The 19231-nt window shown below is 63.0% G+C and carries 16 protein-coding genes; 9 read left to right on the plus strand and 7 right to left on the minus strand.

Features of this window, described 5'->3' with window-relative positions:
- The first annotated feature begins 195 nt into the window (after positions 1-195).
- The 3 genes from ACS92L_RS10610 to nhaC all read left to right on the plus strand — a co-directional run bounded on the left by ACS92L_RS10610 (position 196) and on the right by nhaC (position 4975).
- Positions 196-1767: a Re/Si-specific NAD(P)(+) transhydrogenase subunit alpha gene (locus ACS92L_RS10610; protein ID WP_438764768.1), complete on the plus strand. Its 1572-nt coding sequence runs from the start codon at positions 196-198 to the stop codon at positions 1765-1767.
- Between the two features lie 16 nt (positions 1768-1783).
- Complete coding sequence (locus ACS92L_RS10615; protein ID WP_438764770.1) at positions 1784-3226, plus strand: NAD(P)(+) transhydrogenase (Re/Si-specific) subunit beta; 1443 nt, start codon at positions 1784-1786, stop codon at positions 3224-3226.
- A gap of 186 nt (positions 3227-3412) precedes the next feature.
- The gene (gene nhaC, locus ACS92L_RS10620) at positions 3413-4975 is read left to right on the plus strand and encodes a Na+/H+ antiporter NhaC (protein WP_438764771.1); all 1563 of its coding nucleotides are present in this window, start codon (positions 3413-3415) and stop codon (positions 4973-4975) included.
- Positions 4976-5052: 77 nt separating this feature from the next.
- On the opposite strand, the gene ACS92L_RS10625 is transcribed toward nhaC, so the two are convergent.
- The 3 genes from ACS92L_RS10625 to ACS92L_RS10635 all read right to left on the minus strand — a co-directional run bounded on the left by ACS92L_RS10625 (position 5053) and on the right by ACS92L_RS10635 (position 7289).
- Positions 5053-5814 carry an SDR family NAD(P)-dependent oxidoreductase gene (locus ACS92L_RS10625; RefSeq protein ID WP_438764773.1) on the minus strand — a complete coding sequence of 254 codons (762 nt, stop codon included), beginning with the start codon at positions 5812-5814 and terminating at the stop codon, positions 5053-5055.
- A 72-nt stretch (positions 5815-5886) separates the two neighbouring features.
- On the minus strand, positions 5887-6888 hold the full coding sequence (locus ACS92L_RS10630) for a bile acid:sodium symporter family protein (protein WP_438764775.1): 1002 nt from the start codon (positions 6886-6888) through the stop codon (positions 5887-5889).
- Between the two features lie 170 nt (positions 6889-7058).
- Positions 7059-7289: a DUF3072 domain-containing protein gene (locus ACS92L_RS10635; protein WP_438764777.1), complete on the minus strand. Its 231-nt coding sequence runs from the start codon at positions 7287-7289 to the stop codon at positions 7059-7061.
- A 225-nt stretch (positions 7290-7514) separates the two neighbouring features.
- Here ACS92L_RS10635 and ACS92L_RS10640 point away from each other — a divergent pair, with 225 nt between their 5' ends.
- From ACS92L_RS10640 to ACS92L_RS10655, 4 genes are all read left to right on the plus strand, one after another.
- The gene (locus tag ACS92L_RS10640; RefSeq protein WP_438764778.1) at positions 7515-7781 is read left to right on the plus strand and encodes a hypothetical protein; all 267 of its coding nucleotides are present in this window, start codon (positions 7515-7517) and stop codon (positions 7779-7781) included.
- A 135-nt stretch (positions 7782-7916) separates the two neighbouring features.
- Positions 7917-8741: a cytochrome b/b6 domain-containing protein gene (locus ACS92L_RS10645; RefSeq protein WP_438764779.1), complete on the plus strand. Its 825-nt coding sequence runs from the start codon at positions 7917-7919 to the stop codon at positions 8739-8741.
- A complete protein-coding gene (locus tag ACS92L_RS10650) occupies positions 8738-9520 on the plus strand; it encodes a molybdopterin-binding protein (RefSeq protein WP_438764780.1) in 783 nt (260 codons plus the stop codon). The genes ACS92L_RS10645 and ACS92L_RS10650 overlap by 4 nt, the downstream gene beginning before the upstream one ends.
- A gap of 135 nt (positions 9521-9655) precedes the next feature.
- Positions 9656-10477: a hypothetical protein gene (locus ACS92L_RS10655; RefSeq protein ID WP_438764782.1), complete on the plus strand. Its 822-nt coding sequence runs from the start codon at positions 9656-9658 to the stop codon at positions 10475-10477.
- Between the two features lie 39 nt (positions 10478-10516).
- Here the strand turns inward: ACS92L_RS10655 and ACS92L_RS10660 are convergent, their stop codons facing one another.
- Positions 10517-11029 carry a metallophosphoesterase family protein gene (locus ACS92L_RS10660; protein WP_438764784.1) on the minus strand — a complete coding sequence of 171 codons (513 nt, stop codon included), beginning with the start codon at positions 11027-11029 and terminating at the stop codon, positions 10517-10519.
- A gap of 66 nt (positions 11030-11095) precedes the next feature.
- Positions 11096-11461 (minus strand): hypothetical protein, encoded by a 366-nt coding sequence (locus ACS92L_RS10665; protein WP_438764786.1) that lies wholly within the window; start codon positions 11459-11461, stop codon positions 11096-11098.
- A 220-nt stretch (positions 11462-11681) separates the two neighbouring features.
- Here ACS92L_RS10665 and ACS92L_RS10670 point away from each other — a divergent pair, with 220 nt between their 5' ends.
- Entirely contained in the window at positions 11682-13223 is a 1542-nt protein-coding gene (locus ACS92L_RS10670; RefSeq protein ID WP_438764788.1) for a peptide MFS transporter, read from the plus strand.
- Positions 13224-15044, plus strand: a complete 1821-nt coding sequence (locus ACS92L_RS10675) for an aminopeptidase P family protein (RefSeq protein WP_438764789.1) — start codon at positions 13224-13226, stop codon at positions 15042-15044. It abuts the gene before it with no gap.
- Positions 15045-15131: 87 nt separating this feature from the next.
- On the opposite strand, the gene ACS92L_RS10680 is transcribed toward ACS92L_RS10675, so the two are convergent.
- Complete coding sequence (locus ACS92L_RS10680; protein WP_438764790.1) at positions 15132-17069, minus strand: methyl-accepting chemotaxis protein; 1938 nt, start codon at positions 17067-17069, stop codon at positions 15132-15134.
- Positions 17070-17299: 230 nt separating this feature from the next.
- Positions 17300-19045: a dihydroxy-acid dehydratase gene (gene ilvD, locus ACS92L_RS10685; RefSeq protein ID WP_438764791.1), complete on the minus strand. Its 1746-nt coding sequence runs from the start codon at positions 19043-19045 to the stop codon at positions 17300-17302.
- Between the last annotated feature and the right edge of the window lie 186 nt (positions 19046-19231).

Here is a 19231-nt window from a genome sequence, read left to right on the forward strand (position 1 = left end):
ACCGTTCGATCCACGACACACCCTTCGTCTATTAATCAAAGGTCGAACGGCTTTTCCAAAAGCGGCGTGAGAGCCTACCGGGTTTGAGCAGGGGGGCGGCCATCGTGGCGCGCTCTGCTTGTCAGGGGCCGGGCTGTCAACAAGTGCCGACAACAAGGCAAACGGCCCGTCTTTCATCATCAGGGGAGAACACGCGTGAAGATAGGCGCACCAAGGGAGAGTGCTCGGGGTGAGGCGCGGGTCGCGCTGACCCCGGAGAGCGCGAAGCAGCTGCAAAAGCTGGGGCATGAGTGTCTGGTGGAAACCGGCGCGGGAGCCCAGGCAGGCTTTAACGATGACACCTATCGCGAGGCCGGCGTCACCGTGGTGGACAGCGCCGCCGCGCTCTGGCGTGACGCCGAGGTGGTCATCAAGGTTCGCGAACCCAATGACGAGGAAGCCGAACGCCTGCGTAACGGTCAGACCCTGATCGCGTTTTTCTGGCCGGCCCAGAACGAGGCGATGCTGGAAAAATGCCGCGTCACGGGTGCCACGGTCATCGCCATGGACATGGTGCCGCGTATCTCGCGAGCGCAGAAAATGGATGCCCTGTCGTCGATGGCCAACATCGCCGGCTATCGCGCGGTCATCGAGGCCGGCAACAACTTCGGGCGCTTTTTTACCGGCCAGGTCACCGCCGCCGGCAAGGTGCCGCCGGCGAAGGTGCTGGTGATCGGCGCAGGCGTGGCCGGCCTTGCCGCCATCGGCACCGCTACCAGTCTCGGTGCGGTCGTGCGCGCCTTTGACGTGCGCCCGGAAGTCTCCGAACAGATCGAATCCATGGGCGCCGAGTTTTTGTTTCTCGACTTCGACAACGCACAGGACGGCTCGGAAAGCGGCGGCTACGCCTCGCCGTCGAGCCCCGAGTTTCGCGAAAAGCAGCTCGAGTGCTTTCGCGAGCAGGCAAGTGATGTCGATATCGTCATTACCACCGCACTGATCCCCGGCCGGCCGGCACCCAAACTCTGGCTCGAGGACATGGTTGCCTTGATGAAGCCCGGCTCGGTGGTGATTGATCTGGCGGCCGAAAAAGGCGGCAACTGCGACCTGACCCGCGCCGACGAGCGCGTGGTCAGTGACAACGGCGTCGTGGTGGTCGGCTATACCGATTATCCCTCGCGCATGGCGACCCAGGCCTCGCTTTTGTACGCCACCAACATCCGTCACATGCTCACCGATTTAACGCCCGGCAAGGACGGCGTCATCCAGCACAACATGGAAGACGACGTGATCCGCGGGGCAACGGTTACTCATCAGAGCGAGATCACCTTCCCGCCGCCGCCGCCCAAAACAAAGGCGATCGGTGCGGCCAAACCGAAGCCGAAGGAGAAGGCCCCCACGCCGGAGGAAAAACGCGCTTTAGAGACCGCCGAGTTCAAGTCGCAGACCAAACGCCAGATCACCCTGCTCGCCGTGGGCGGGGCGCTGATGCTGCTGTTGGGTCAGGTGGCGCCGGCCTCGTTCATGCAGCACTTCATCGTTTTCGTGCTGGCATGTTTTATCGGCTTTCAGGTGATCTGGAAGGTCAGCCACTCGCTGCATACGCCGCTGATGGCGGTCACCAATGCCATCTCCGGCATCATCATTCTCGGGGCGGTACTACAGATCGGCTCCGGCAGCGTGATCGTGAGCATTCTGGCGGCGATTTCGGTTTTGATCGCGACCATCAATATCGTGGGTGGCTTTCTGGTGACACGCCGGATGCTCGCCATGTTCCAAAAATCCTGAGCGGCCGGAAAATACCATGTTGAGTCAAGGGTTCGTATCCGCCGCGGCCATCGCGGCAAGTGTTCTGTTTATTCTGTCACTGGGGGGCCTGAGCAATCAGGAAAAAGCCAAGCGCGCCGTCTGGTACGGCATTATCGGCATGGCCGTGGCGGTCTTTTTCACCGCCTTCGGCCCCGGTATCGGCGGCTACTGGCTGATGATCCCGATGATCATCATCGGTGCCGTGATCGGCACCCGGCTGGCGCGCCGGGTCGAGATGACCGAGATGCCCCAGCTGGTGGCGGCACTGCACAGCTTTGTGGGCCTGGCGGCCGTTTTCGTGGCCTGGAGCGCCGATCTGGAACGTCGCCGGGTACTGGCCGAACGCGCCGCCGACGGCATGATGCAGGAGTTCTCGGCCTTTGCCGCGCTGGTGGCGACCAAGGCGCCGGACGAGCTGATGTTTCTGCAGGTCGAAGTGGTGCTGGGCATTTTCATCGGTGCGGTGACGTTTACCGGCTCCGTGATTGCCTTTGGCAAGCTGGCCGGCAAGGTGGACGGCAAGCCGCGCCAGCTGCCCGGCGGCCATCTGCTCAATGCCGGCGCGGCGGTACTCTCGCTGGCGCTTGCCATTCTCTATCTCAGCGGCGCCGGCTTCTGGACGCTGCTGCTGCTGGCGCTTCTGGCCTTTTTCATCGGCTATCACCTGATCATGGGCATTGGCGGGGCCGACATGCCGGTGGTGGTGTCGATGCTCAACAGCTACTCCGGCTGGGCGGCGGCGGCCATCGGCTTTACGCTGTCCAATGACCTTTTGATCGTGACCGGCGCGCTGGTGGGCTCCTCCGGGGCGATTCTCTCCTACATCATGTGCAAGGCGATGAACCGTAACTTCGTCAACGTCATCCTGGGCGGCTTTGGCGGCACGCAGGGACCGGCGGCAGAGATCGAGGGCGAGCAGATATCGATCGATGCCAATGGCGTGGCGAGCGCCCTCAACGACGCCGAAAGCGTGATCATCGTGCCCGGCTACGGCATGGCGGTGGCCCAGGCCCAGAGCGCAGTGAGCGATCTGGTGCGCAAGCTGCGTGATGCCGGCAAGGAGGTGCGCTTTGGCATCCACCCGGTCGCCGGTCGTCTGCCGGGGCACATGAACGTGCTGCTGGCAGAGGCCCGCGTGCCCTACGATATCGTGCTGGAGATGGACGAGATCAACGACGACTTCGCCACCACCGACGTGGTGATCGTCATCGGCTCCAACGACATCGTCAATCCGGCCGCTCAGGAAGACCCGAACAGCCCCATCGCCGGCATGCCGGTACTCAAGGTGTGGGAGGCCAAACAGGTCTTTATCTGCAAGCGCGGCCAGGGCACCGGCTACTCGGGGATCGAAAACCCGCTGTTTTTCAAGGACAACAGCCGGATGTACTACGGCGATGCGCGTGAGAGCATCAACGCACTGCTGCCGATGGTGGAGTAACGCCCCATCGACTGCCTCGTCAGGGCTGTCGCGCCGGTGGATCCTGCACGGGCCGGCCCCGGATGACGCCTGAGCGCGGACAAACGGTCGCGATTCTGGAATAATCCGCGCCCATTACGACAACAGCACCCCGTCGAGCCCTCGACAGGGTGCTGTTTTTTATGGGTTGCAGCAGCGAGACAGACAATGGCTTTCCTTTCCCGACACGAGGGCGACGCTACCTCGCCCCGTGCCCCCGGCATGCTGGACGCACTTTTCCCCATCGTCGCCGTCATTATCATGCTGGCGCTGAGCGTGACGCTGTTTGGCGCCGACGCCTCCAGCGGCCCGACCCAGATCGCGCTGATCATGGGTGCCATGCTGGCCGCGGTCGTGGGGCTGAAAAACGGCCACCGGTGGGCGGCCATCGAAGAAGGCATCAACCACGGCATTCACCTGTCACTGGGCGCGATTTTGATTCTGCTCTCGGTCGGGGCCATGATCGGCACCTGGACGCTGGGCGGTGTGGTGCCGACCATGATCCACTACGGCCTCGAGATTCTCTCGCCCCGCTACTTCTATGCCACCGCCTGTCTGTTGTGCGCGCTGGTGTCGGTCTCGGTAGGCAGCTCCTGGACGGTGGCCGGCACCATCGGCATCGGACTGATCGGCATTGCCAACGGGCTGGGGCTATCCACGGCGATCACCGCCGGTGCGATCATCTCCGGCGGCTACTTCGGCGACAAGATGTCGCCGCTGTCCGATACCACCAATCTGGCGCCAGCCTCGGCCGAGGCGGAGCTTTTTGCCCATATCCGCCACATGCTCTGGACCACCACGCCGAGTCTGATTCTGGCGCTGATTCTCTTTTTGCTGCTGGGTCTGGGCGGCCCTGATCAGGCGGCCACGCCCGAGCGCATCACCGACATCCAGCAGATCCTGAGCGATCACTTCACCATCAGCGCCTGGCTGTTGCTGCCGCTGCTGGCGCTGCTGGTGATGGCGTGGAAGCAGATGCCGGCGTTTCCGACCATTTTCATCGGCGCCCTGCTGGGCGTGGTGTTTGCGCTGATCTTTCAGCGCGAGGCGGTGGTGGGTCTGGCCGACACGCCCTCGCTGGGTTATGCCATGGCGCTTTTAAAGGGCAGCTGGATCGCGCTTTATGACGGCTACAGCGCCCACACCGGTAACGAGGCGATCGATGCGCTTTTAACCAACGGCGGCATGGCCAGCATGTTGACCACGGTCTGGCTGATTTTATCGGCCATGACCTTTGGCGGGGTCATCGAGCGCCTGGGGCTTCTGGAGCGCGCCGTCAGCGGCCTTTTACGCGTGGCGCGCAGCACCTCATCACTGATTCTCTCGACGCTGGCCACCGGCCTTGCCACCAACGTGGTCACCGGCGATCAGTATCTTTCCGTGGTGCTGCCCGGGCGCATCTACAAGGCGGAGTTTCAGCGCCGCCGGCTCAAGCCGGTCAATTTGTCGCGGGCGCTGGAAGATTCCGGCACGATCACTTCACCGCTGATTCCGTGGAACAGTTGCGGCGCCTATATGGCGGCAACCCTGGGCGTGGCGACGCTGAGCTATGCGCCCTTTGCCTTTTTCAACCTGATCAATTTGGGCATTGCCATCCTCTACGCGCTGATCGGCTTTCGCGTCACGCGCATGAGCGACGATGAGGCGCCCGCTCGCGAGGACGCGCTGCCCACGCTCTCGGACGGCCAGATCATCGATGACCGCTACGAGCCTGCTTCCAGCCGCCCCTGAAGCTCTTTCGAGACGCGCGTGCGACAACAACAACGCCGGCCCATGGGCCGGCGTTTTCGTTACACAATCGAGAGCGCTTACTCGTCGCGATCCACGGCCATGCCGGCCCAGACCTGGCGCACGGGCTGAATCTCGAGGAAGTTGATGTTGAGATGCGCCGGGAGCGTGGCCACATAAAACATCTGCTCGGCGATGTCCTCGGCCGACATCGGCGTGGTGTTGCCATAAAGCTGATCGGAGGCCGCCTGATCACCCTTGGTGCGCACCAGGGTGAACTCGGTCTCGGCCATGCCGGGGGCGATGTCGGTCACCCGCACGCCGGTGCCGTGCAGGTCACAGCGCAGGTTGTAGCTGAACTGCTCGACAAACGCCTTGGTCGCCCCGTACACGTGGCTGCCCTTGTAGGGCCACTTGCCGGCGGTGGAGCCAATATTGATGATGCTGGCGCCCGCGCCGATCTCGATCAGGGTCGGCAGCAGCGCATGGGTCACGTTGACCAGGCCCTTCACGTTGGTATCGATCATGGTGTGCCAGTCCTCGAGCGCCACGTCCTGCGCCGGCTCCGGCGCCAGCGCAAGCCCGGCGTTATTGAGCAGCACATGGATCGAGGTGAACGCCTCGGGCAGCTCATCGACCGCCTTTTTCACCGCCGCTTCATCGCGCACGTCGAGCTCGACGACATGAACGGCCACGGTGTCGGAGAGCTCCTTTTCAAGCTCTTCCAGGCGCTCGCGGCGACGGCCGGTCAGCACCAGCGAGTAGCCGGCCTCGGCAAAGCGGCGGGCGGCGGCGCGGCCGAACCCGGATGTGGCGCCGGTAATGAAAACGCTTTTCGTCACGTGCTCTCTCCTTCGCTCAATGATCAGTAATCCAGCATCGGCCACGGTCATGCCATCCGAACGGGCCATCGCTTATGTGGTCTGTGCCTCGTCGGCCATCGCCGCACGGCGCGTCGCATAGCGCCGCGCCAGCATGGCACACACGAAAAGCTGGATCTGGTGAAACAGCATCAACGGCAGCAGCGCACTGCCGACCTGCCCGGGCGGAAACAACACGTTGGCCATGGGCACCCCGGAGGCCAGCGTCTTTTTGGAACCGCAAAAGACAATGGCAACCTCATCTTCCTGCGAAAAGCCCATCAGACGGCTGACGGTCCGGGTAATCAGCAGTACCACCGCCAGCAGCACGCAGTCCACCACGACCATGGTGGCGATGCTGACGCCGTCGACCTGCTGCCACAGACCGCCCACGATCGCCTCGCTGAAGGCCAGATAGACCACCATCAGAATCGAGCCGCGGTCGACAATGGCCAGCGGCGCCTTGTGCTCACGCACCCACTGCCCGATCCAGGGCTGCAGGAGCTGACCCAGCAAAAACGGCGCCAGCAACTGCATGAGAATATTGCCGATCGCCCCCAGCGACGGTCCGGCACCGGCATCGGCGTTGACACTGAGCACCAGCCCCAGAAGGATCGGCGTGATGAACATGCCCAGAATGTTGGAGGCCGTCGCCGAGCAGATCGCAGCCGCCACGTTACCACCGCCGATCGAGGTAAAGGCGATCGAGGACTGCACGGTCGAGGGCAGCACGCACAGAAACAGCACCCCCGTATAGAGCGCCGGTGACAGCAGCGCCGACGACAGCAGCCCGATGATCAGGCCCAGCACGGGAAACAGGGCAAAGGTGACCAGAAAGATCACCAGGTGCAGACGCCAGTGGGCCATGCCCTTCACGACGGTTTTGGGCGACAGCCGGGCGCCATGCAAAAAAAACAGCAGACCGATGGCAATGGTCGTGGCAATCGAAAACCACTCGGCGTAGCGACCTGACACGGGCAGCAGTGAGGCCAGCACGACGGTGCAGACAAGATAAAGAAGGAACTTGTCGATATTGAGACGGGCAATCAGGGACACGGCAGACTCGAAGCTCAAGCATTTGGGATTGTTGGATCAGCCGGGCCTTTGCCCCGGCCGAGTCTCGATCATACGCCAGCACTCCCGATTTGGCACGACCGGGCACGGCCCTGAACGCCGGACACGAAAAAAGCGCCCGCAGGCGCTTTTGTCCGGCCAAAGCCGCGCCGTCAGTGGCTCTCGCCGCGTCCGGTCTTGTGCTGAAGCTCGTCGATCATCTTCGAGGCGTCGGCCTTGTTGAGCGACTCGTCAAAATCGACGCCGGCTTCTTCGCATAGCGTGCGCAGATAGGAGGCCTGAGCACCGGTCATGCTTTCGTCTCCGGTCGCCCAGTCGTTGGGGTCCTTCTCCAGATTGCTGGCCTGATCGTTGTGGCTCGGGTCTTCCGTGCGATTGGTCATGCGGCTCTCTCCGTGAACGCCCTGTGGGATACTGGATAAAAATATAGACGATTGTGTGGCTGATGCACGCTGACATACGCTACTTTGACCAATGGTGGATTGTATCTCCATCAACTCATGTTATGGCATCTGCGCTCGTCGAATGCTTGTATAAGAAACGATCGTTATTGCCATTGAAGGCGAACCGGTCAGCAGAACCCGAGTCATGTTTCAAGGAGTCGCACCATGGAAGGTATTGTCAGCAACTATCGTGATGTCGTACGCCAGGGTGGCTATACGCTGACGTCTGAACAGGCGCCGCCGCGTGATACGCCGCTGGAGTGCATCTACATCGACAACGACAGCCAGTCGATTCGCACCACCAACGCCCGCCTGGGTCTGGCCGACAGCCAGACGTGGTGCACCGAATGCGGCGTAACGGAAGCCCTGATAAGCGGATCATCTTCCTTTATTTCCTCGGTGGCCTGGCGCGCCGGTGAGCCCGTCAAGTAATTCCCGACCGGCGCCCGCTTTCCACGGGCGCCGTTGCCGTGGTGCCCCTGTCTCACGGTCATGATGTGATCACTGGATGAGCGTGCCGATTTCGGCCCATACTCCAGAACATCTCATGTCCTGTGGAACATCATCATGTCCGCATCTGCCTCTATCCCTGAAGACACCAGGCGACGCCACCGTCTGCCGGTAAGAGCATGGCACTGGTTCAATCTCTGGTGTTTGATCGTGTTGCTGCTCAGCGGGCTGCAAATCTTTAACGCCCACCCCGCCCTCTACTGGGGCAGCGCCTCCAACTTTGATGCCCCCTGGCTTGAGATGTACGCCATGCGTGCCGGTGATGGCAGCATTGATGGCATCACCGCCCTGGGGCCCTGGCAGTTCACGACCACCGGCGTGCTGGGCTACTCCGATGAGAGCGTGCGCGGCTTTCCCGCCTGGGCGACCCTGCCGAGCTATCAGTTTCTGAGCATGGGCCGAGTGTGGCATTTCTTCTTTGCCTGGCTTTTTGCCATCAGCGGCGCGCTGTTTGCCCTGTATGCCCTATTCAGTGGCCACTTTCGACGCAACTTCTGGCTGGACACCCATGACTGGCGCGGGCTGGGGCAGGATCTTGTCAATCATTTGAAGTTTCGTTTTCACGCCCATGCAGGCAAATACAACAGCCTGCAGAAACTGAGCTATCTGAGCGTGGTGTTTGCAGCGCTGCCGCTAATGATCGTGACCGGCCTTTGCATGTCGCCGACCATCAACGCCGCCGCGCCCTGGCTGCTGGATCTGTTCGGCGGCCGCCAGAGCGCCCGCTCGATCCATTTCATTACGGCCTTTTCGCTGGTGCTCTTTGTCCTTGTGCACGTTGTCATGGTGGTGCTGTCGAACCCGTTTCGTCAGCTTCGCGGCATGGTGACCGGACGCGCGTCGCATCAGCCCGGGTCTTCCGAGTCGGAGTCATCGTCATGAGCCGCCGTCAGCCCTCAAGCCTCTCCCTGAGCCGTCGCACCCTGCTGCAGCGCTCCCTGCTGGGCGCCGCCGCGCTCGGGTTGACCGGCTGCGACCGGCTTTCCGAAAACGATGCCATCATCTCGCTTTTGAGCAGTGCCGAGACGCTCAATCTCAAGGCGCAGCGGCTGCTGGCCGGTCGCGAGTCGCTGGCCATCGAGTATCCGGCCTCGATGATTTCGCCGGTCTTTCGGCCCAACGGCACGGTGGACCCGCAGACCACCCTCTACCGCCAGCATGCTGCCAGCGATTTCGCCGACTGGCGTCTTACGGTAGGCGGACTGGTACGCACGCCGCTGGAACTCTCGCTTGAAACGCTGCGCTCGATGCCCTCGCGCACCCAGATCACCCGTCATGACTGCGTGGAGGGCTGGAGCGCCATCGGCCAGTGGTCCGGCCCGGTGCTGGGCGACATTCTGGAGCAGGCCGGCGTGCACCCCTCGACGCGCTATGTAGTCTTTCACTGCATGGATCAGCTCGACGGCGAGCACGACTATTACGAAAGCATCGATATGGTCGAGGCCTTTCATCCCCAGACCCTGCTGGCCCACTCGCTCAACAATGAACCCCTGCCCGTGGGCAACGGCGCACCGCTGCGTCTGCGCGTGGAGCGACAGCTTGGCTACAAGATGGCCAAGTATCTCAAGGGCATTACCCTGGTCGAACACTTTGACGATATTCAGGGCGGCAAGGGCGGCTACTGGGAGGATCGCGGCTACACCTGGTATGCGGGCATCTAGCCTGCACCCTACGCCTTTGGTCGTGTATTAACGGACTCGATTTGACAAAAGCTTATGCCAGGCTGAACTGAAAGACATTCGCGGCGAGGCATTCACGCCAGCCGCCACGCTTTTCACCCGACCCGGAGGTCTTTCATGAACCTGTATCACACGGCCCGTCCCACCCTGCTGGCCTCGGCCATCGCTCTGGCCTGCGCCTTCTCGGCCGGCACCGCGCTGGCCGCCGACAGCGCCGGTGACACGCCCGAACACCTGCGCGGCACCATCAGCGCCGTCAACGATCACGGCTTCAGCGTTGAATCCTCAAGCGATGGCAGTACCCACGAGGTCGTTCTGGACGACGACACGCGCCTGGCCGGTGTCACGCCGTCAAGCCTTGATGAAATCAGGGAAGGCACCTTCATCGGCACCGCCAACGCGCCTGGTGAGGACGGCCAGCCCTCGAAGGCGCTGGAAGTGGTCGTCTTTCCCGAGTCCATGAAAGGCACCGGTGAAGGTGACTATCCCTGGGACACGCCGCGCGGCCACGGCGATCAGCAAGCGACCCGAATGGGCGGCGCCGGTGGCGGCTCGAGCATGACCAATGGCACCGTCAGCCAGAGCAGCGACGGCAAAATGGGCGGCACCGGCGGCGGCTCGACCATGACCAACGGCACCGTCAGCCAGAGCAGCGACGGCAAAATGGGCGGCACTGGCAGCGGCTCGACCATGACCAACGGCACCGTCAGCCAGTCTGACAGTGGCGACCAGGACATGATGACGCTGACCGTGGATTACGGCGACGGCAAAAAGCAGATCATGGTGCCGCGCGACGTGCCGGTGGTGGCGGTTCAAAAGGCCACCATGGACGACATCAAAAAGGGCGAAGCGGTCTTTGTGGCCGGTGATCTGTCGGCCTCACCCGTGCAGGCGAAGGCCGTGATTGTCGGCCTCGATGGCACCATTCCGCCGATGTAACCACCGTCGACGATCGATGCCCGGTGCACCCACCGGGCATCACGACGTCAATACGAAATGCATCACGCCACTGCACAGCCTCTCATCACCCGCTTTCAGCCTGCCGGCCGTGATCGGCAGCCTGAAACGCCGCTTGCCGGCACTGCCCGGATTGAAATAGAGCCGTCGAGCGCCCGTGTCCTCTTCGACCCACTGCTGACGCGGCTTGTGGGAGTGCCCGTGCAGCACGGCGTCACAGTCCGTGGCGGTATCGAAGTCTGCAATGTCATGCACCAGATGCAGCCGCCAGCCGTTGACCACGATATCGCGGTGCATCGGCAGCGCCTCACACCAGTCTTGTCGATCGATATTGCCGCGTACGGCCATCAGCGGCGCTATTTCAGCAAGTTGTTCAAGAATGGACGGATCACCGACATCCCCCAGATGCAGGATCAGCGCGCAGCCTTCAAGTGCTCTGAGCGCCTCATCGCGCAGCAGACCGTGCGTGTCGCTGATCACACCGATGGGCGTGTCGATGGCAAGGGTTGTTCGGTCACACAGCGACAGCGCCATGAAACTATCTCCCGACAGCAGAAAGGCCCCGTATGGGGCCTTTTGCATAGAACGTTTGCGCAGTTATCAGCGCGTGGAGCCTGCCGGCGTCCCGGCCTTTTGAAACTCCTCGTAGGTCACGTTGCCCTGCTCATCCACGTTGCAGCTGACGTTATAGATGGTCGTGCCGTGGCCCAGCATGTTGATGTGCAGCAAAAGCTCTTCACCCGGTTCATAGTCCCCGGCGTTTTGCTGTTCCATCAAAAGCTGCGAGCTTTCGAAGGTGTCCCCGTCCTTGCTGGCCATTGCAGCATCATGGCACTGATTGACCAGGTCCCGTTCTTCCTGCGGTACGTCGGCAGATTCCTCGACCGAGGCCTGCGCCATCTGGCCGACGCCGGTCATTGCCAGCGCCAGTGCGCCGGCACACCACATACCCTTGTGTACGTTCATGGTTCATCCCTGAAGATTGGCTTCACAACCAGTGTAGAAACTTCCGCGCCAACTTACCCGACTATTGTGTCAAAACGCTCGATCCTGCCTCCGCCTGCGCGCCCAGACACGGCGATGACGATTTGCCCTGCCGTTGGCGGGCTCGTATGGTGCACGGCGTTTCTCGCCGGCATCAGCTGCCGGGTGTTTCGATTTCGGGCCCTATCTGCTGGATACTGTCATGACAAACGCCTCTGAACACGGCTTTTTCGGCCATCCCCGCCCACTGGGGCCGCTCTTTTTCACCGAAATGTGGGAGCGCTTTTCGTTTTACGGCATTCGCCCGCTTCTGGTGCTCTACATGGCAGCAACGCTTGCCGAGGGCGGGCTGGGCATACCCCGCGACACTGCCGCCGCCATCGTGGGCATCTTTGGCGGCATGATCTATTTAAGCGCTCTACCGGGCGGCTGGCTGGCCGATAACTGGCTGGGCCAGCGTCGCGCGGTCTGGTATGGCTCGATTCTGATTGCGCTGGGCCATCTGTCCATTGCGCTGTCAGCGCTTTGGGGCGCACCCATGTTCTATATCGGGCTGATTCTGCTCGTGCTGGGCTCGGGGATCTTCAAGACCTGCATGTCGGTCATGGTGGGAACGCTCTACCCGCAGGGCGATGCCCGCCGGGACGGCGGTTTCTCGATTTTCTACATGGGCATCAACCTGGGCGCCGTAATTGCTCCGCTCATTACCGGTCTTGCCATGGACAGCGGCGGCTGGCACTGGGGCTTTGGCGCCGGCGGCATCGGCATGCTGGTGGCGCTGGCCATCTTTCGCGTGTTTGCCATCCCCTCGATGAAACGATTCGACCGCGAGCATGGGCGCGAATCAAGCTGGGACGCGCCGGTCAATCGACGCCGCCATGTCGGCACCGGCGTACTGGTCTGTCTGCTGCTGGTGGCCCTGATCACCACACTCGGTCTGGCCGGCGTCATTACCTTCAATCCGGTATTGATCGCTACCGCCATGAGCTATGTGGTGGGCCTGTGCGTGCTGGGCTGGTTTACGTATCTGATGTTTTTCAGCGGTCTGGATCGCATGGGGCGCGCCCGGGTGGTCGTGTGTCTGGTGCTGTTTGTGGCCGCGGCGCTGTTCTGGGCCTCGTTCGAGCAGCAGCCCACTTCCTATAACCTGTTCGCAGCGGACTATACCGACCGCCGGGTACTGGGCATCGACATCCCCGTGCTCTGGTTTCAGTCGCTTAATCCGCTGTTCATCATCGTGCTGGCGCCGCTGTTTGGCTGGCTGTGGCCGGCCATGGCCCGGCGCGGGTTCGAACCCTCAAGCGTTGCTAAATTCAGCGTCGGCCTTTTGTTTGCCGCGGCAGGCTTTGCCCTGATGATGGTGGCCGCCTGGCAGATTGTCGGCGGCGCCGGACAGGTTTCTCCGCTGTGGATCGTGGCCAGCCTGCTTTTGCTGACTCTGGGCGAGCTGTGTTTGAGTCCGGTCGGACTTTCCACCATGACAGAGCTTGCCCCCACCCCCATTCGCGGGCAGATCATGGGCATCTGGTTTGCCGCCACGGCGCTGGGCAATCTGGTGGCCGGACTGATCGGCGGCCATGTCAGCCCCGAGCATGTCGCCCAGCTCCCCGAGCTTTTCGGGCGCTGTGCACTGGCGCTGCTGATCGGGGCCGCCATACTCGTGGTACTGATCCGACCCATTCGCCATCTGCTCGGCAAGGGCGACCATGACGACGCCGGCCACGGCACTCAGGAGATTTCATAAATGACTGCTTCTTTCGACACGCCGGCACAGCGACTCCATGCCCTGCGACAGGTCATGGCCCAGCGCGGTATCGATGCCTGGCTGGTGCCCTCCTCCGACCCGCACCTGTCTGAATATCTGCCCGGCCACTGGCAGGGGCGCGAATGGCTGACCGGGTTTACCGGCTCGGTCGGTACGCTTCTGGTCACCGCGGATTTCGCCGGACTCTGGGTCGACAGCCGCTACTGGGTACAGGCCGACAAGGAACTCTCCGGCAGCGGCATCGAGATGATGAAGGTGGCCCAGGGCCAGCAGATTCTCGCCCCGATCGACTGGCTGGCCGTCAATCACCCCGGCCATGCCACGCTGGGACTCGATGGCGCGATTCTGCCACTGGCGGCGCACCGCGCCTTCAGAGCTCGCCTGGGCGAGCACGTCACGATTCAAACCGACCGGGACCTGCTCGAGGAGATATGGACCGATCGCCCGGCCCTGCCTCAGGCGCCGGTAACCATTCATGATGAGGCCTTTACCGACCGAAGCCGCCCGGATCGTCTGGACCGGTTGCGCCAGGCCATGACGGACGCCGATGCCGGTGCCCATCTGATCTCCACACTTGATGACATCGCCTGGCTTTTTAACCTGCGCGGCAGTGACGTGGACTATAACCCGGTCTTTCTGGCGCACGCGCTGGTGGATGCCCATCATGTCCGGCTTTTCATCGATCAGGACAAGGTGACGGCGTCGCTGCGCGAAGCGCTGGCCGACGACGGTGTGGTGCTGCATGACTACGCCGAGATCCGCGATCACCTGACCCGCCTGCCCGAGGCCACCCGGCTTTTGATCGACCCGGCCCGGATCACGCTGTCGCTGATCGACGCCCTGCCCGACCACGTTGTGCTGGTGGAAGCCTTTCAGCCCACCACGCTTGCCAAGGCGTGCAAAAGCGACGTCGAGATCGCGCATGTCCGGGCGGCCATGGCCCGCGACGGCGCCGCCCTGTGCCGCTTTTTGTGCTGGCTCGAGGCCACGCTGGCCGGTGGAGAACCGATCACCGAGCTGACCATCGACGCACGCCTGAGCGCCGAGCGCACCCGGGAAAAGCACTTCATCTCGCGCAGTTTTCCCACCATTGCCGGCTTCAACGCCAACGGTGCTCTGCCGCACTACCGCGCCACCGAGGCGGCGCACTCAAGCATCGAGGGCCAGGGGCTGCTTTTGATCGACTCCGGTGCCCAGTATCTCGACGGCACCACCGACATCACCCGGGTCATTCCGGTGGGCGAGCCGACACCGGCCCAGAAGGCCGACTATACGCGCGTGCTCAAGGGCATGATGGCGCTGTCGCGCACTCGCTTCCCCGAAGGCATCGAAGCGCCCCGGCTGGACGCCATCGCCCGCGCCCCGCTGTGGGAAGCGGGTCTGGATTACGGCCACGGCACCGGCCACGGGGTGGGCTATTTCCTCAACGTGCACGAAGGCCCGCAGGTGATTTCGCGCGGCGCACAGCCCACGCCGCAGACCGCCATGCGCGAGGGCATGATCACCTCGATCGAACCGGGGCTTTATCGCACGGGCAAGTGGGGCATTCGCATCGAGAACCTGGTGGCCAATCGGGCGGTGGAAAGCGCTGACGCCGTTACCGAGGACACCTTTCTCGAATTCGAGACGCTCACCCTGTGCCCCATCGACACCCGTCTGATCGACCCGACGCTGCTGCGCGATGACGAGATCCTTTGGCTCAACGATTATCACCGCACGGTCTTTGAGCGCCTGGCCCAGGGGCTGGATGAGGACACTCGCGACTGGCTGGCCAAAAAGACTCGGCCGCTGGCACGCTGAGGCGCTCGGGAAAGGAGAAAGGCAATAAAAAACGCCCCGGCCAGTGCCGGGGCGTTTTGATGTCAAAGCCTGCCGCGCCTGGAAGGCTCAGCTGGTGGCCTGAAGCCTGAACGAGGCCATCAGGCGTCGCAGGGTTTCGGTCTGCTCCTCGAGCGAGGTGGCTGCGGCCGAGGTCTGCTCGACCATGGCGGCATTGCGCTGTGTGACGTCGTCCATCTGGCTGATGGCCTGGTGAATCTGGTCGATGCCCGTGCTCTGCTCGTCCGAGCCGACCCTTATCTCGTCGGTGATGGCGGCAACGCGCTCGATGCCGTCCTGCAGCGTCTGCATGGCGCTGCCCGCCTGATCCACCTGCGTTACTCCGTCGCGTACCCGTTCGCCGGAGGTTTCGATCAGCGAGCGAATGTCGCCGGCAGCCGAGGCGCTGCGCTGTGCCAGCGCGCGCACCTCGTTGGCGACCACGGCGAAGCCGCGACCGTGTTCGCCGGCCCGGGCAGCCTCGATCGAGGCGTTCAGCGCCAGCAAATTGGTGCGAAAGGCGATGCTGTCGATCATCGAAATGATCTCCGACATGCGATCGGAGTCCTGGTGAATGGCCTGCATGGTGGCCACCACGCCGTGAATGAGATCGCCGTTTTCCTTCGCCGTACGCGAGGCACTCAGCGCCATGTCGCCGGCTTCGCGCGTGTGCTCGGCGTTGCGACCGGCCGTGGTGTGAATCTGCTGGGTGCTGGCCGAGGTCTGCTCAAGCGACGCGGCCTGCTCCTCGGTGCGCTGTGACATGTCCATGTTGGCCGAGGCGATCTGGCCGGCGGCCGTGGCAATGGTTTCCGAGCCGTTGCGTACCTCGCTCACCATCCGGGTCAGCCCCTCTCCCATCTCATTGAGGGCGCGCGCAAGACGGGCGCACTCGTCGCGGCCCCGCACCGTCAATCGGCCGGTGAGATCGCCGTCCGCGACCTTCTGCGCCATGCCAACGGCGTCATGGATCGGCCGCACGATCGCCCGGGCAATCACGACGCCCAACCCCAGGGCGATCAGCAGCCCGACACCGAGCGCGGCCAGCAGCAGCCACTTCTGCTGGCGCAGGTCGCTGATCTGAGTCTCCAGCTGGCGCTGGAGCCCATTGACCGCTACATCGCTCAACGTGAACTGGGCCTCGATGGTATCGGTCAGCGCCTGAAAGTAGCGCTGCGCCGGCGTATCCAGAGTCTGTGCCGAGAGGATCGCCTCATCGACGAGCGCAAGCCCCTGCGACAGTTGATCGGTAGCGGTCTGCAGCGGCGCCTGTAGCGATGCGTCAAGCGCCGGTTGAAGCGCCATCGTTCGGTTGAAGGCGTGCTCGAGCTCGCGATGGCTGGCCAGCGCCTGAAGACGCAGCGCCTCGATGGTACTGCGCTCATTGATGGTGGCCTCACCACGCGCCAGCAGACCGGCGCCCCTGCCTCGCAGCTGACCCAGCGCTTCCGTCAGTGCCGGCATCGCCACGAAACCGCCCTGCACCAGCTGATAAGTGTCGGCCTGTGACGTCAGACTCAGCCTGAAATCGTCCAGAAGATGGCGAGCGGCCGCCAGCATGTTGCCAAGCAGCGCCGTATGCGCCTCGAAACTCTGCGCCGCGTCGGGCAGCTCTCCTTCAAACAGGGCCCTGACATCGCGCCACTCGCTATCGATCGACTGCCAGACCTCGACGGCATTGTCGCTGTCGGGCTGCGCGGTGATCAGCTCGGCGGTTCGGGCATAGGCCTGATCGGCATCCGCTCTCAAGGTCTGACAGGGCGTCTCGGCCGAGGCATCGCCGTTGAGCAGGCGGGCACACATGCCGCGGTGCTGCTGCGTCAGGCCGATGGTCGTTAAAATGGCGCGCTCCGGCGCCAGCCCCTGCAGCCGGGCGAGCCGATTGTTCAGCGAGTCATCGATGGACTGGATGAACAACACGGTGGGAACGGCCGTCATCAACAGGGCCAGCAGGCCCAGCGTCATGAATTTCTGGCGCAGCGTCAGCCTTGAGAGTAGCGAATCCATCGACAGGGTCCTGTTCAGGGCGTCTTCGATAAGCGCCACGTTTGATTTTAACTATCACTGTATTAACTATCGTCAATGTTCAAGGCTTCTTGAGACTCACAGGAAAGCGTCAAAAATCAAAGGATGTCGTGTCGATACCCCCGCCCGGGGCATGGCGGCGCAGGGTCATGACGCAAAACGCCCCGGCCATGGCCGGGGCGTTTTGTTTTACGAAAGAAGCAGACCGACAATCAGCTCAGATCGTCAGTGGACTCCGGTAGATCGGTGATCGCCCCCAGGGAGGCCGAGCTGACCGTGCGGGCATACTTGGCCAGCACCCCGCGGGTATAGCGCGGCTTCGGGCGCTGCCAGGCGTCACGCCGACGTGTCATTTCCGCGTCATCGATGTGCAGCGTCATGACATCGTTTTCGGCGTCGATGGTGATCTGGTCACCGTCTTCAACCAGCGCGATCGGCCCGCCGTTAAAGGCTTCCGGCGTGATATGGCCGACCACGAAACCGTGGCTGCCGCCGGAGAAGCGTCCGTCGGTGATCAGCGCCACCGCATCGCCCAGACCGCGCCCCATGATGGCCGAGGTCGGCGTGAGCATTTCACGCATGCCCGGGCCGCCACGTGGACCCTCGTAGCGAATCACCAGCACGTCACCGGCGACCACGGTCAGGTCGTTGATGCGCGCCTGAGCCTCCTCTTCGGAGTTGAACACGCGCGCCTTGCCGGTAAAGCGGGTGCCCTCCTTGCCAGTGATCTTGGCGACCGAGCCTTCCGGGGCCAGATTGCCGTAAAGCACGCGCAGGTGGCTGGAGGCCTTCACCGGGTTGTCCAGCGGCTTGATGATGTTCTGATCACTCGGATAGGGGGCGACGTCGGCCAGGTTCTCGGCCAGCGTCTGGCCGGTCACGGTCAGGCAGTCGCCGTGCAGAAGACCGGCATCCAGCAGGGTCTTCATCAGCGGCTGAATGCCGCCGATGGCGACCAGCTCGCTCATCATGTAGTGGCCGCTGGGGCGCAGGTCCGCCACCACCGGCACACGCTTGCCGATCTCGGTGAAGTCATCAAGATTGAGCTCAACGCCGATGGTGTTGGCAATCGCGATCAGGTGCAGCACCGCATTGGTCGAGCCGCCGAGCGCGATGACCACGGTTATCGCGTTTTCAAACGCCTTGCGGGTCATGATGTCGGAGGGCTTGATGTCGAGCTCGAGCAGCTTGAGCACGGCAGCGCCCGCTTCACGGCTGTCGTCCTGCTTGGTCTGGGAGACGGCATTTTGTGCCGAGGAGTTCGGCAGGCTCATGCCGAGTGCCTCGATGGCCGAGGCCATGGTGTTGGCCGTGTACATGCCGCCGCACGAGCCCGGCCCCGGAATGGCGGTCTCTTCGATGCGCTTGACGTCGATGAGATCCATGTTGCCCTGGGAGTGGGCGCCCATGGCTTCAAAGACCGAGACGATATCGGTGTGGCCTTCGCCCGGCAGAATGGTGCCGCCGTAAACGAAGATGCCGGGACGGTCCAGACGGGCCAGACCCATCATGCAGCCGGGCATGTTCTTGTCGCAGCCGCCGATGGCAACCACGCCGTCAAAACCTTCACAGCCGGCCACGGTCTCGATGGAGTCGGCGATGACCTCGCGCGAGATCATCGAGTACTTCATGCCCTCGGTGCCGTTGGCGATGCCGTCACTGATGGTGATGGTGTTGAACACCACACCCTTGCCGCCGGCGTCGTCGGCGCCGTCACTGGCGGCGTCCGCCAGCACGTTGATATGGCTGTTGCAGGGGGTGACGCGACTCCAGGTCGAGGCGATACCGACCTGGGGTTTGGTGAAGTCCTCGTCACTGAAGCCCACAGCGCGCAGCATGGCCCGACTGGCCGCCTTGCCGGGGCCGTCGACCACGGCAGACGAGTGACGACGGGTATGGGCGCGGTCATTGGCAAGCGGTGCTGTCGAGGGGCTATCCGGCCGGTCTTCCTGGCTCATGATCTGATCACTTTTAATGGTAATGAATACGAACAGGTGCCGGGGCGGGTCGCAGGAGGCCTGCTCCCGGCACCAACGAAAGCGCTGGCGATATCGGACCGGCATGGCGGCATATGACGCGTTTTGAGCGCGTGTCGATACGACCAGGCGCGAGTCGCCCCGACACTCCCGGATCCTCGGGAGCGG

Origin of the sequence: Kushneria halocnemicola, assembly GCF_965650455.1 — a bacterium.
Taxonomy (GTDB): Bacteria; Pseudomonadota; Gammaproteobacteria; order Pseudomonadales; family Halomonadaceae; genus Kushneria.

Coding starts and splice junctions, on each gene's coding strand:
- ACS92L_RS10615 (WP_438764770.1), top strand. CDS start 1,784: ATGTTGAGTCAAGGGTTCGTATCCGCCGCGGCCATCGCGGCAAGTGTT.
- ACS92L_RS10645 (WP_438764779.1), top strand. CDS start 7,917: ATGTCCGCATCTGCCTCTATCCCTGAAGACACCAGGCGACGCCACCGT.
- ilvD (WP_438764791.1), bottom strand. CDS start 19,045: ATGAGCCAGGAAGACCGGCCGGATAGCCCCTCGACAGCACCGCTTGCC.
- ACS92L_RS10655 (WP_438764782.1), top strand. CDS start 9,656: ATGAACCTGTATCACACGGCCCGTCCCACCCTGCTGGCCTCGGCCATC.
- ACS92L_RS10640 (WP_438764778.1), top strand. CDS start 7,515: ATGGAAGGTATTGTCAGCAACTATCGTGATGTCGTACGCCAGGGTGGC.
- ACS92L_RS10675 (WP_438764789.1), top strand. CDS start 13,224: ATGACTGCTTCTTTCGACACGCCGGCACAGCGACTCCATGCCCTGCGA.
- nhaC (WP_438764771.1), top strand. CDS start 3,413: ATGGCTTTCCTTTCCCGACACGAGGGCGACGCTACCTCGCCCCGTGCC.
- ACS92L_RS10650 (WP_438764780.1), top strand. CDS start 8,738: ATGAGCCGCCGTCAGCCCTCAAGCCTCTCCCTGAGCCGTCGCACCCTG.
- ACS92L_RS10670 (WP_438764788.1), top strand. CDS start 11,682: ATGACAAACGCCTCTGAACACGGCTTTTTCGGCCATCCCCGCCCACTG.
- ACS92L_RS10635 (WP_438764777.1), bottom strand. CDS start 7,289: ATGACCAATCGCACGGAAGACCCGAGCCACAACGATCAGGCCAGCAAT.
- ACS92L_RS10660 (WP_438764784.1), bottom strand. CDS start 11,029: ATGGCGCTGTCGCTGTGTGACCGAACAACCCTTGCCATCGACACGCCC.
- ACS92L_RS10680 (WP_438764790.1), bottom strand. CDS start 17,069: ATGGATTCGCTACTCTCAAGGCTGACGCTGCGCCAGAAATTCATGACG.
- ACS92L_RS10665 (WP_438764786.1), bottom strand. CDS start 11,461: ATGAACGTACACAAGGGTATGTGGTGTGCCGGCGCACTGGCGCTGGCA.